The following is a 13,515-nucleotide window of genomic DNA, read 5'->3' as shown; positions in this document are numbered from 1 at the left end:
AAAATTTTAAAAATTCATTCCCAGAGTAAATGAAACTCGTAGACCATCATCACTACTAAACAAACCTACTTCACCGGCGATCGTATCTATTGCATTTAGCCAGAATCCTCCTCCTATAGAGTTGTGCCATACATCATTTTTATCAAAATCCGACCAAACCCTACCTATATCATAACCTCCTAGCAATCCAATTTGTAAGGGTAAAATTCCTGTTTTAAATTTTTTAAAGCCGTAGCGTAAGTCACCACTAAAAGCCAGTGCAGAACGCCCCGTAAAACGCTCTCTTCTAAATCCCCGGAGACCTTTTGTATCTCCAAGGGATGCCGCTTGATAAAACTCAAAATCATTTCCAATTACAAATTCTGAAAAGATACTTGTTTTTAAGACCAAATTTTTATTGCGGCTTAATGCATTGTATAATTGCAGGATAGGGCTCAATTTTAAGATGGTCCGATCTGCTTGTTCAATGTTAGTCTGTAAATCGGCTTCAATATTAAATAGTAATCCTCGCGTAGGTACTACAATATTATCAAAACTCTGGTAATTATATTTGGCTTCTACCCCGGCAAACAGTTTATTTTTAAAGAAGTCGTCATCATTGCCAATAACGGCCAAAGTGTTGTCTCCTGAACTTATAAACCTATCTGGTGAATCCTGTACTTGTACGCTTCTGAAAAAGGTATTGAATTTATATTCACTTCCGTAGAAATTCTTCCGGTTAATTCCTAAAAACAGCGAACGAATACCAATTTTAATACGGTTATAGTTTAATCCCAGATCATCATCGGGATTGATACTATTATTTCCAAAACCGAAGAAGTTCTGGGCAAAATTTTCACTGGTATACCTGCCACCGTATATAAAATTCCAGTTTCTTAAAGCATTAGCTAATAGTCCTGAATAGGAAAGGTCAAAACCACTGGTAGCAAAAAAGTAACTTCCCTTAAGAATATGTTTTGTCGGATAAGGTTCGTCATTAAAACCATTTACTGATTTAGTAAAATTAAAATTGATGTTAACGCCATCGTCCGGATTAAATCCTATTAAAGGGGTAAGCACATTTGTTTTACTAATTGCTTTATTTATATTAAAAGTATTTTGATTATAGTTATCCCTTAAAATGAATTTTGCAGACCCTTTCTCTACAATCGTATTCGGTTTGGATTGATGATCGTAAATTTTTGTTTTTTTTCCTCGTTCTATACGGTAAATGTCATTGTTTTGCCCTCCTATAATCCGGATAGGTATTGGCTTCTTACCTTCTCCGGTTACGATAAACTCATCATCATCGTCAAGCCCGTAAATCCATATTTCATCTGTCTCTTCGGTATAAATTAAACGGTAATAGTAAGGTAGCGTACTTTCTTTTTTTAGACGAAAAATCTTTACTTCGGTTACCTTATCTCCTCTTACAATCTCAAATCTATCATCTTTGTCCGTACCGGTAATTATTACTTGTTTTGACATATAATCATAATAGCGACTTGCTACATCAACTATATGATTCCTTCGGTTTTTAAGTTGGGATTTAATTTTATCAGCAATACTATCTTGCAAACTTATGGGTAAATGGGTAAAGGCTTTATCGATAACACTATCCGTTAGTTGCTTCCGTATTTTTTCAGCTTCTACAATCCAAACGGCTTTGGGAGATTCTTTTGCCAGGGTACGATCTAATTTTAATCCGGATTCATTTAACCACCTTACATTACGTATAGTGTCACTAAAAACCTGAAACTTTCTAACTGTAGGCACTATTAACCGAACAAATTTTAAAACGGCCCCATCATAATTGGAATATACCTGGTCTCTGTCTTTTGGGATTGGGCGGTATAACTGAATGGAATCCCTATCAAATCTTGCCCATTTCCATTGATCCGAATGACGGTCCCAGTCTCCTAGTAACATATCAAAGAGACGTGTCCGAATGTACCAGGCTTCGTCCATTTTATACTTTTCATCTCTCCGAAGATTTTCTAACATATCTTCGGTATTTTCTATATCATCCGGTGCTCCGAAGGATGCTTCGTTCTTATACTCTTTACCTGGTCTTTTTTGTATAAAATACATTTCATCTCCAAAGGTTTTGTTGTAATTACCTAGCCTGGCATGTTTAGGCATATAAAGGATAGAAGGGTTACTATGGTAGACATCAATAGCCTTTGCTAAAGGACCCGTAGTCATGAAGGCGTAGGGATAGCTAGAAGTATAGAAATCCGCCAATAATTCTTCGGTAAAGGTATCATTAAACCCGTCCTCAAGATAGGTATATTTAAATGCCCCTTTTTGTAAAAACTGGGTAACACTCTTACGCATAGCTCTCAAACTATATCGATTTCCGGAAGTATCTACCAAACGAAGCGAACGGGTTACCTGCCCCCCACCTTGTCGTTGTATGCGGAGTCCGCCGTACAAGGTATCCAGGGTAACCACTGGTATTTTAATATGCTTGCTATAGACTTCTCTATAATGTTGCCCCCAGATATTTTTAAAAAAATTGGATTTATCGGTTTCCAGTGTGTCGTAAATAGCCGTTTGAATCTCCTGATTAAATTGGGTAGGTAAGGTGTCGGTTTTAAAAGGAATTATTTTTTTATGGACTGGGGTTTGAAAAACCAGCTTTGCTTTCTTTTTTTCAAAGCCAAAGTACCGAACGTTTGATGAACCATCCTTAAAAATATCCAATACGGCAACTCCCTGTTTAGGATAAGAAAACAATCCGTTACTGCCCAGGGATGCTTGCGATTGTTTAGAGCCCGCACCAGAAACAATTTGTTTTAAACCATTGTCATCAATATATTGTAAGGAATGTTCGTGTCCGGATGCTAATACAATACGGTCATTGTCCCTTACCATCGTTTCCAGGCGTTTCATGAGCTCATTATATCGTTGATTAAAGCGGTCTTGCGGAGACATACCCCCTTGTGTAAGTAGTTGTGTAGCAAGCGAACCTAGAATAGGTAGCGGTATTCTCTTTTTAGAAGGAAAAATATGATTCTTGAAATGAAATTTACCTCCGTGAGGACCATTGGTAAACATAGGGTGGTGCATTGCCAAAACCACATATTTACCATTGTTTTTTTTTAACTCCCCCTGAATCTCCGTAAAGAACTTTTCACGTGTTTTGATCGAACATTCATCATTGATTGTTGGGTTTTTATTCCAGTTAGCCAGGTACCATTGCGTATCCAGAAGAATCAGCTGAATATTTTCTTCGACTTCCAGACTTTTAATAGGACATCCATTTGAAGGCCAAAACGACTTTTTATCTTTAAGTTTTTTTTCAACATATCTTCGTTCGCGATCTAATCCCACTACCCCGTTACTGTACCAATCATGATTACCAGGAATAAAAATGGTTTTACCTTCAAAGTTAGAAGCTGCCTGTATTTGAGCATCAATTTTAAATTCTGCTTTTTTTCTTCTGGCGCTGTTCTTTTTAGGCATTCCTGCCGGATAAATATTATCTCCTAAAAAAATAAGGTAATCCTGTTTTGTCGAAGCCGTATCAATAAGTTGTCGTAATACTTCTAAGCCGGGAGTAGGTTTTTTCTTTAAAGCACCTCCTGCATCACCAATTAAATAGAACCGCTTATCTATAATTTTACCAGGATCTTTTTTCGTAAAGTTTTCTTCTTCGTACTGTGGGGTAAAAGTTGCGCATCCTGATAATAATACTGTGAAAAATAAAAAAGTAAATAAGTAAATTCCAGGAGGAGTAAAAGGTAAGCGCATGAATTATGACTACATTTTTAATTATTAATTTCTTTCATCAAGTCTTCATACGTATAAAACTCTTTATCATCATTATTTTTATGATAAAGTATATTTACTCTCAGTGCTTTTAAACCGGTAATTCCCTGTAAATCTTCTAATTCTACAATTTCTATCTGATCTTCAAGATAATTTTTGGATTGTAAAAATTGCAAGTAGCGCATATATTCCTTTTCGTCAGAGCGTTGCGAATAAATAATGACCAGTTTTCCTTTTTGAACAACGCGTTGTTGTGAGTTTTTAATAAAGGATTTATCCACTCGTTTTTTAATTACTTCATACCTGGCATTATAGGTACCGTCTACATCAAAACGCTTTTCATCCATTCTAAAGCGAACGGATAGCGAAGTATTAAATACCAAAATCATAGAAGTAACGTCCAGATTCGTAATAAGCTTCTTTTTTAACTGGTAGTACTCATTTTCTAATTCGCACATTACCTGTAATTGCCATAATCGCAGGTTATGTAGATAGATTTTATTAAAACTTTTCCGTTTAGTAATAGATTCCCCGATGTAAATATTATGCTCTACTCCATCTGTTTTAAAACGTTCAAAAAAGTGGGGGTACATCGCCTGTGCTTCCACCTGTTTTTCATCTAGTAGGTTAGCAAGTTCCTTGTTTATTTGCATTACAGAATCGTCATAGGCTTTACGATGTCGATATACCAGGTCAAGATCATCATTAATCATATCGTTATACTCTTTGATTAACGAACCTACTTTACTTCCTTTCTGTGTACTGTGCCTAAAGAGCGGGCGGATTTCGTTTTTAATAAAATCCAGTACTTTCTTTTCACTATCTACTTCCAGTTGCTTTTCAATTTCGGTAATATAGCTGTTTATTCTAAAGATCAACTGTTCATAAATAGGTAGTTTTTCTACGGAAGCTATGGTATTAATAATCTTCTTTACGGAAGTCAACTGAATTACAATATCTTTTTGAATTGCCTGATTTCTAGCTTCCGAAGAACCTTTAATATCAATTTGCCCGTATAACGGATATACATTTTCAAAGACTACATCATTAAACGAAATTTTTCTACCTTTTGCTTTCCCGTAAAGTACCTTTCTGGCTTCTTGCCTAAACCGCCAATACACGCTGGGATGAATAGAAGTACATTCCCGCTGAATCAAAAGCTCAATCTCATTATCAGCCGTTTGTCTGGAACGTACAACCGCATCCATAAGATAGGGCATGATATCTTCTAACTTATAAGCATTGATACTATTTAATTCCTGACTGTTAGGAGAAACAATTTCTAGTACTCCCAGAAATTTTTTATTGTGAACAATAGGAGCCAAAATAGCGCTTTTAATACCTTTATCCTCTAGGTTTTTATATAATTTTTCTTTTCTATCAAGCTTATGTTGCCTTTCTATATCTGAGATCGCAAAGTAGATAGATTGTTTTAGTAAATTCTCATAACTTCGGTCACATAAGACTTCCTCGCAAGTTTCGCTATCCTTTGAACTTAAGATATAACTTGAAAAACTTCGATCCGGAACTCGCTCTAATATTCCTTCTTCTTCATTATACGCCGTAAAACCAACTTTAATCTCTGGTAGATTAAAAATTGCCTGAAATATTTCTTCGAATTTTGTTACAAAATTTGTTTGGGTTTTATCATATTTAAGCAAACTTGTTTTAAATTCAGATAAAGCCACATCAATAGTGGCATCAAATAAATTAGCAATAATTACTCCTTTAAATACCCAACTTGAAGGAGGAAATTTTTCTTTCCAAACAGCTACATTATCAAAATTATCTAATAGTTCGGAAACATCGTCGGCAGTTATTTCCTTTGCATTCGCAGTTTTTTGAATTTCTATAAAATCTGCGTTGTAGAGAATACGATAATGACGTAAAATCTTAGAAGCATCAGGAATATCGTAAAAGAATGGCCTTCTAAAGTCAATTTTAAATCCGTAATACTGTTTCAGAATCATACTACATCCCATGATGTAATAATGGTCTTCGTCCAGGTTTTTAATACGAGGTATAAAATCTTTTCCTGCTGCTTTAACAATATTCTGATAGCGTTCGGTTGCTTTTAAGACCGCATTGTTGAAAGGAATGGTAGCAATTTTAATTTCGTTACTCTGCAATACCGGAGCAAAAGCATCTTCAAGTATCATCTCTATTTCAGGCGCAAGCTCTTTAATTCTTTCTAAAGACGTAACGCCTTCTTCCAGTTCCGGAAATTTAGAAGCAATGTTAAGTACTCCTTCTGCCCTTTCCCGACTAAGATAGCTTTCACTTTTACACAACTCTCTATACTTCTCAAATAATTTTGAAAAGCTTATTTTGATCTGCAACGGAAAATCTTGTTCCATTATTGCCATAATACCCCCTTTACCTTAACAAAAATAGGATAATCCGGTAGCTAATAATATGCTGTTAACATTAAATTACGTTTCCGAAAACGATAAAAGCTCAATTATTTAGATATAAAAACATTAAATACGGTAAAATTGGCTTTAATATTTTCATAATTTTAAAAGAAAACTTTAGTAATACTGAATAGCATTTGATAATTTTACATTTCAATCTACAAATCTTTCGGTTATCTTCATTAAGTAACTGTTTTATAGATTTATAATTTATTTTAATATGAAATATTTTAGCCTAGTTCTTTTAGCGATATGTTTTATTTCTTCATGCGACCAGAAGAAAACCGGATATCGGATTGTCGGAGAAGCTAAAGATATAGAAAACGGTACTAAAGTATATATCAATGCTATAAGTCAATCTAATCGTCCCTCCATCGTAGATTCCACTGAAGTACAAGACGGGCGTTTTACTTTTGATTTACCTGATACTTCTTCTTCGGACTTTAATTATATTAATTTTCCTAATATTCCGGGAAATATAATTTTTTTACCGGAGAATCAGGAAATTACGATGACTGTTTACAAAGATAGCTTACGTAGTTCTAAAGTAGTAGGTGGGTCTGAAAATGAATTATTCTTTACTTACGTAGATAAGCTAAATAATTTTGGTAAAAGAAAAGAGAAGATTGGTACGGATTTTCAAGTAGCTTCAAAGTTGGGTGAAAATGATAAAGTCCTTAAATACAGAGAGGAATTAAAAAGTATTGATGAGGAAGAAAAAGCTTTTCGCAAAAACCTGGCAAAAGAATACCCGAATAGTATTGTGTCCGTAATGGTATTAACCGATCTAATGAATTTAAAAGCATTGCCTGCCAGAGAGATTAAAAAATTATATACTGCCGTACCCGACACTTTAAAAAAATCACGTTTAGGTAAAAACCTGGATATGATGATTGCCTCTTCCATTGGTAAGATTGATGTAGGAAGTGAATCCGAAGATTTTACGGCTCCTACTCCGGATGGGTCCAAACTAACCCTGCATGATAATTTAGGTAAAATAACTATCTTAGATTTTTGGGCTTCCTGGTGTCGTCCCTGTCGTATTGAAAATCCGAATGTAGTCCGTATTTATAATAAATATCATGATAAAGGTTTAAATATTGTAGGTGTTTCGCTGGATCGTAAAAAAGAACAATGGATTAGTGCTATAGATCAGGATAATCTGGAATGGAACCACGTATCTAATTTACAATTTTGGCAAGATCCTATTGCAAAAACCTACGGTGTACGTTCCATACCCGCTACTTTTATTTTGGATGAAAACGGAAAGGTCATTGCAAAAAATCTGAGAGGTCCGGCCTTAGAAAGCAAAATTGCAGAGATATTGGGAGAGACTTCAGAAAGTACGTTATAAGGTTTCTCTGTAGAGTACTTCAAATTCAGAAACAAGAACGCTTCGCTACAAGAATCAAGAAACAAGACTTTTTTCCATCTTGAACTCTTGGTTCTTAAAGTCATGAATCTATACGCTACACCTTAGGCAGAGACATCGATGTATCAGAAACAAGAACGTTTCGCTATAAGAGTCAAGAAACAAGACTTTTTTTGTCTTGACTCTTGGTTCTAAAAGTCGTGAATTTATACGCAACACCTTAGGCAGAGACATCGAAGTATCAGAAACAAGATCGCTTCGCTACAAGAATCAAGAACCAAGACTCTTTTTATCTTGACTCTTGGTTCTAAAAGTCGTAAATTTATACGCTACACCCTGAGTAGAGCTTTGGGGAATTCTTTTGAGTGAAACAAAGTCTAAAATTTGATTTTTTAAATAATCCATTAGTCCTCTTTAAATCTTACCTAACTTTTTCATTACAAACAGGATGACAATAGGTATAGCGAGTAAACCAACTATTAAAAAATTAGTTTCAAGCAGGTAAGGTGCCATAAGTAAGGTCAAAATATAGCCTCCTACTGCTCCCCCGAAGTGAGCGTCATGCCCAATGTTCCCTAACTTACTTTTCATACCGTAGATAGAAAAAAGTAAATATCCGATTCCAAAAAGATACGCTGGGATAGGAATCGGAATAAACATCATGTATAACTTCATATCCGGTTGAAATAGGATTCCGGAATATATAATGCCAGAAACTGCCCCACTAGCACCCACCGCACTATACTGATATTCATTTTTATGAAAGGTAAAAGATAATAGGTTTCCAACTAACAGACTTCCCGAATAAACCACCAGGAATTTTATATTTCCTAGATAGGAAAGTACTAAGGGGGCAAAAAAGTAAAGGGTAAGCATGTTAAAAAACAAATGTGTAGTATCTGCATGTAAAAATGCTGATGAAACCATTCGTACCTGTTCGCCATTGCGGATAGCACCAATGTTAAATTTGTATTTTTCAAAAAAAGAGAAATCATTAAACCCTTTAAGTGAAAACAGAACATTTATCCCAATTACTACTATTAGTACAATACTTATACCTCCCATGCCTGGTTTTTGGTCAAATATAAATCATATTTTTTGCTGAATGCAATAAAAACTGAACTCCGCTATAAAATATAATATGCTATTTGACTAGGTTAAAAATGATATCTTTGCCTTTTAATTGCACCTATGCAGCTACTTATTTATCGACTACTTTATCCGGTTATTTGGATACTTTCCCGTCTTCCCTGGAGTGTTTTTTACAAAGTTTCTGACCTGGTCTATTACTTTGTATATTATATCATTCGTTACCGAAGAAAGACAGTTCTAACCAATTTACAATTAGCATTTCCTGATAAAACTGCTTCTGAATATAAAAAGATTAGTAAAGCTTCCTATAAACATATGTGTGATATGTTCCTGGAAATGGCACGTACCTTAAGTATTTCAAAAAAGGAAATGGTCAAGCGTTTTGCTATTACCAACCTGGATATGTTTACCCGCTTATCTGAAGAAGGCAGGAGTATCATCGTCACTATGGGCCATTACAATAGTTACGAGTGGTCTAATGCTATTGAAATTGTATCTGATTTCACCTGCGTAGGTGTCTACAAACCTTTAAAGAATAAATATTTTGACGCCTTAGCCCATCGTATTCGGGGCAGGTTTGGGTCTCAAGTAGTTGCTAAACGTGATATTTTCCGAAAAATTCTAATAGACGAGCGAAAAAAAAGCGGACTTTACCTCTACGGTCTTATATCCGATCAATCTCCAAAAATTCACGATGCTACCTTTTGGACGGATTTCTTTAATATCAAAGTACCTACCATAAACGGAGCTGAAGTTATCGGAAAAAAAATGGGGTTAAGTGTTTACTACTTAAACGTAGAAAAAGTGAAGAGAGGTTTTTACAGTGCCACCCTGGTTCCTATTAGTGAAGACCCAAAAAATGAAGACAACCATTACATTACAAAAAGGTTTATTGAATTATTAGAGAACCAAATTAAGTCAAACCCTGGCAACTATTTATGGACACATAAAAGATGGAAGCACCGCAATGCTCCCATCCCCAAAGATGTCACCATAGCTTGATATTTTAAATACCTGCTATTTTTTTTAAATCTTTAATAGTGCTTTCTGCTAACTCATCTGCTGCTTGCTGTGTGTTTGCTTCTGTATAAATTCTGATGATAGGTTCCGTATTACTTTTTCTAAGATGCACCCAACTGTCTTTATAATCTACTTTTACTCCGTCAATAGTAGTTACCTTTTCATCTTTATTTTGCTGATGAAATTCCTTTAGTATTTGATCTACTTTTAAGGATGGGGTAAGTTGAATTTTATTCTTACTCATATAATAAGCCGGGTACGAGGCCCGTAATTCACTTACTTTCATTTTTTTTTCGGCGAAATGAGTTAAAAATAAAGCAATCCCAACCAGCGAATCACGCCCGTAATGCGATTCCGGATAAATAATACCGCCATTCCCTTCGCCTCCAATAATCGCATGGTTATCTTTCATTTTGATAACTACATTTACTTCGCCTACCGCACTTGCTTCATAGGTTCCCCCGTGTTTTTCCGTGATATCCCGTAACGCCCGGGTAGAGGATAAATTAGAAACCGTATTTCCTTTTGTTTTCCCTAAAACATAATCTGCACAGGCAACCAGCGTATATTCTTCGCCAAACATCTCTCCGTTTTCATCAATAAAAGCCAGACGGTCTACGTCCGGATCTACGGTAATGCCCATATCTGCTTTTTCAACTACTACCCTTTCAGATAAATCTACCAGATGTTCTTTTAAAGGTTCGGGATTGTGAGGAAAATGACCGGTTGGCTCACAATAAAGTTCAACAACTGAAACTCCCATTTTTTTTAGTAACATGGGTACGGCAATACCTCCGGTAGAGTTAACCGCATCCACTACTACTTTAAGTTTAGCATTTTTTACTTTTGCAACGTCTACTAGATCCAGGTTAAGTACTTCATTAATATGTTTTTCGATATAGGTTGTATCTTCTTTAATCGTACCTAAACTATCTACATCGGCAAAGGTATATGCATCATCTTCGGCGATTTTAAGAATTTTTGCCCCTTCGGTACCGTTTAAGAACTCCCCTTTTTCATTCAGTAATTTTAAAGCATTCCACTGTTTAGGATTATGGCTTGCAGTAAGAATGATACCACCATCTGCCTGTTCCATGGGTACTGCAATTTCTACCGTAGGCGTAGTAGATAATCCCAGGTCAATTACCTGTATACCTAATCCTATTAGGCTATTCATGACCAGTTCCTGAATCATTGCCCCGGAAATCCGGGCGTCTCTACCTACCACCACGACTGGGTTCTTCTTACCCGATCTGTTTAAAAGCCAGGTTCCATAAGCCGAAGCAAATTTTACGGCATCAACCGGTGTTAAGTTCTCTCCTACTGCCCCTCCAATCGTTCCCCGTATTCCTGATATAGATTTTATTAGTGTCATTCTTATTTATTGTATTAGTTTGTTTTAAAAGCCGTAAAGGTAAAAATTGAACGGAATATTGACCCTAAAGCTTTTAGAAAATATAATTTCTTTAAAATAATATTGTAATATTGAACGTATGAATTTCTTAGCTCATATTTACCTGTCTGCAGAAGATCCGGAACTTAAAATCGGTAATTTTATAGCGGATTCGGTAAAGGGTAAAAAATTCGAAAAATTTCCTTTAAGGATTGCTCAGGGGATTCACTTACACCGTAAGATTGACCATTATACGGATCATCATCCTATTGTAAAACAAAGTATTTCCAGGTTAAAACCTACCTATAAGAGATATAGCGGAGTCATTGTAGATTTATTTTATGACCATTTTTTAGCGTACAATTGGGATTCTTACGCTGATCTTCCCCTGGAAACCTATTCCGTTGAATTTTATAAACTTTTACAAGAGTATCAAGAGGTGTTGCCTAAACGTGTTCAAAATTTTATGCCGTATATGATTAAGAATAACTGGTTATTACAATATGCTTCCATACCGGGTATTTCCAGTATTCTCTACCAAATGAATCAGCGTACAAAAAATGTCTCCAAAATGAATTTTGCCATCATTGAACTGGAACAACATTATAGTTTGTTTCAAAAGGAATTCGAGCTGTTTTTTAAGGAATTGCAACAATTTACTCACGATCAAATTCAGAGTTTATCCTAAAAATTTTAGTTTATTGACTTTCTAACTATTTCAAATATGACTACTAAAATACCTATCCGCTTAACGTTTTGCCTTTTATTTCTATCTGTTTTTATATACACTTCCTGTAAGAGGACTGAAAAGGACAAAGCTATACCAACTTCTAAAGTTACTTCATCTGATTTTAAAGCTATGGTAGTTTCAGCGAGGGAAGAAGTTTCGGAAATTGGTGTAGACATTATGAAAAAAGGGGGTAATGCCTTCGACGCGATGATTGCTACGGAAATGGCACTGGCCGTGGCTTACCCTTTTGCCGGAAACCTGGGCGGTGGGGGTTTTATGGTGTATCGCCTGAATGACGGAACAGTTGGATCTTTGGACTACCGTGAGAAGGCTCCGCTTGCTGCTCATAAGGATATGTATCTGGATAGTCTAGGTGAACCTATCGCTGGTAAAAGTCGCGAAGGTGCATTAGCCGTAGGTGTTCCCGGTACTGTTGCCGGAATTTTTGAGGTACATAAAAAGTTCGGCACTTTACCTATTGCTGAAATTCTGGAACCGGTTATTCAGTTAGCTAAAAAAGGAGTTGTAATTACCACAAAACAACAAGCTAGACTAGCCCGGTTTCAAGAAGATTTTATCAGGATCAATAAAGACACTATTCTATTTGCAAAACAATATCAAATTGGAGATACTTTAAAAAACAGTTTACTTGCCAAAACTCTACAACGGATTGCGCAACACGGAAAGGATGAATTTTATACCGGAACCACCGCCAAAAAATTAGTTAGCTACCTTAACCAGAGAGGAGGCATTATCACTTTACAAGATTTAGCTGAATACGAAGCGGTATGGAGAGATCCGGTTCAATTTTCATATAAAGATTTAGATATCATATCCATGGGACCACCTTCTAGCGGAGGGGTAACTTTAGGTCAGATTATGAAGATGATCGAACCTTATCCGTTTAATAAATCGGAAGCCTATGATTTAAAGACTTTACAGGTCATTATTGAAGCGGAAAGAAGGGCTTATGCGGATCGTAATCATTATTTAGGCGACCCGGATTTTGTAACGATTCCTATAGATACTTTATTGAATGGTAACTACTTGAAAAAAAGAATGAAGAATTTCAGCTTTTCGGCTGCAACTTCGTCATCTGAGATTAGTAAAGGAACTATTACCGGTTATGAAAGTGACGAAACCACTCATTATTCTATTGTGGATGCCTTAGGAAATGCCGTTTCAGTCACTACAACGTTAAACGGAGCATACGGATCTAAATTATATGCTAGCGAACTAGGTTTCTTCTTAAATAATGAGATGGATGATTTTAGTGCCAAACCGGGATCACCTAATATGTTCGGATTGACCGGGTCTGTTGCTAATGAAATTGCCCCTGGGAAACGAATGTTAAGTTCTATGACCCCAACTATTGTCACAAAAGATGATAAACTATGGATGGTGGTGGGTACTCCGGGGGGATCTACCATCATTACTTCGGTCTTACAAACCATCCTAAACGTATACGAATACAATATGACAATGCAAGAAGCAGTAACCCGACCCAGATTTCACCATCAATGGTTACCGGATAAGGTAGTTTTTGAACCTAACGGGTTTTCTAAGAAACTATTAGATAGTTTGGCGTCCAAAGGGTATTCTATTGATCAATCTGATAATAGAATTATTGGTAAAGTGGATGCTATTTTGGTTGATAAAAACGGCTTTCTAAAAGGAGGCGCCGATCCCCGGGGAGATGATACGGTGGTTGGGTTTTAGACTTAATTTTCTAGTAAAAATT

8 protein-coding genes are annotated in these 13,515 nt (G+C 35.9%); 4 read left to right on the top strand and 4 right to left on the bottom strand.

Annotated features, from left to right (window positions below; genetic code table 11):
• Positions 1-6 precede the first annotated feature (6 nt).
• Together NBT05_RS13005 and NBT05_RS13000 are read right to left on the bottom strand one after the other, a co-directional pair.
• Positions 7-3,735, bottom strand: a complete 3,729-nt coding sequence (locus NBT05_RS13005) for a metallophosphoesterase (protein ID WP_265770290.1) — start codon at positions 3,733-3,735, stop codon at positions 7-9.
• A gap of 17 nt (positions 3,736-3,752) precedes the next feature.
• On the bottom strand, positions 3,753-6,119 hold the full coding sequence (locus NBT05_RS13000; protein ID WP_265770289.1) for a GAF domain-containing protein: 2,367 nt from the start codon (positions 6,117-6,119) through the stop codon (positions 3,753-3,755).
• 268 nt (positions 6,120-6,387) lie between these two features.
• On the opposite strand from NBT05_RS13000, the gene NBT05_RS12995 reads away from it, so the two are divergent.
• Entirely contained in the window at positions 6,388-7,521 is a 1,134-nt protein-coding gene (locus tag NBT05_RS12995; protein WP_265770288.1) for a TlpA disulfide reductase family protein, read from the top strand.
• Between the two features lie 432 nt (positions 7,522-7,953).
• Here the strand turns inward: NBT05_RS12995 and NBT05_RS12990 are convergent, their stop codons facing one another.
• The gene (locus NBT05_RS12990; protein ID WP_265770287.1) at positions 7,954-8,604 is read right to left on the bottom strand and encodes a rhomboid family intramembrane serine protease; all 651 of its coding nucleotides are present in this window, start codon (positions 8,602-8,604) and stop codon (positions 7,954-7,956) included.
• Between the two features lie 126 nt (positions 8,605-8,730).
• On the opposite strand from NBT05_RS12990, the gene NBT05_RS12985 reads away from it, so the two are divergent.
• Complete coding sequence (locus NBT05_RS12985; RefSeq protein WP_265770286.1) at positions 8,731-9,633, top strand: lysophospholipid acyltransferase family protein; 903 nt, start codon at positions 8,731-8,733, stop codon at positions 9,631-9,633.
• A 4-nt stretch (positions 9,634-9,637) separates the two neighbouring features.
• On the opposite strand, the gene glmM is transcribed toward NBT05_RS12985, so the two are convergent.
• Complete coding sequence (gene glmM / locus NBT05_RS12980) at positions 9,638-11,026, bottom strand: phosphoglucosamine mutase (RefSeq protein WP_265770285.1); 1,389 nt, start codon at positions 11,024-11,026, stop codon at positions 9,638-9,640.
• 118 nt (positions 11,027-11,144) lie between these two features.
• Here glmM and NBT05_RS12975 point away from each other — a divergent pair, with 118 nt between their 5' ends.
• A complete protein-coding gene (locus NBT05_RS12975; protein WP_265770284.1) occupies positions 11,145-11,732 on the top strand; it encodes an ACP phosphodiesterase in 588 nt (195 codons plus the stop codon).
• 36 nt (positions 11,733-11,768) lie between these two features.
• Positions 11,769-13,493, top strand: a complete 1,725-nt coding sequence (ggt, locus tag NBT05_RS12970; protein WP_265770283.1) for a gamma-glutamyltransferase — start codon at positions 11,769-11,771, stop codon at positions 13,491-13,493.
• Positions 13,494-13,515: the final 22 nt, after the last annotated feature.

This window comes from Aquimarina sp. ERC-38, assembly GCF_026222555.1.
GTDB lineage: Bacteria > Bacteroidota > Bacteroidia > Flavobacteriales > Flavobacteriaceae > Aquimarina.
Note: the sequence above shows the minus strand (reverse complement) of the source record. Positions and strands in the feature narration are given on the sequence as shown.

What these genes read in the sequence shown, in the direction of transcription:
- NBT05_RS12985 (WP_265770286.1), top strand. Translation starts at nt 8,731, where the DNA reads ATGCAGCTACTTATTTATCGACTACTTTATCCGGTTATTTGGATACTT.
- NBT05_RS12995 (WP_265770288.1), top strand. Translation starts at nt 6,388, where the DNA reads ATGAAATATTTTAGCCTAGTTCTTTTAGCGATATGTTTTATTTCTTCA.
- NBT05_RS13000 (WP_265770289.1), bottom strand. Translation starts at nt 6,119, where the DNA reads ATGGCAATAATGGAACAAGATTTTCCGTTGCAGATCAAAATAAGCTTT.
- glmM (WP_265770285.1), bottom strand. Translation starts at nt 11,026, where the DNA reads ATGACACTAATAAAATCTATATCAGGAATACGGGGAACGATTGGAGGG.
- NBT05_RS12990 (WP_265770287.1), bottom strand. Translation starts at nt 8,604, where the DNA reads ATGGGAGGTATAAGTATTGTACTAATAGTAGTAATTGGGATAAATGTT.
- ggt (WP_265770283.1), top strand. Translation starts at nt 11,769, where the DNA reads ATGACTACTAAAATACCTATCCGCTTAACGTTTTGCCTTTTATTTCTA.
- NBT05_RS12975 (WP_265770284.1), top strand. Translation starts at nt 11,145, where the DNA reads ATGAATTTCTTAGCTCATATTTACCTGTCTGCAGAAGATCCGGAACTT.
- NBT05_RS13005 (WP_265770290.1), bottom strand. Translation starts at nt 3,735, where the DNA reads ATGCGCTTACCTTTTACTCCTCCTGGAATTTACTTATTTACTTTTTTA.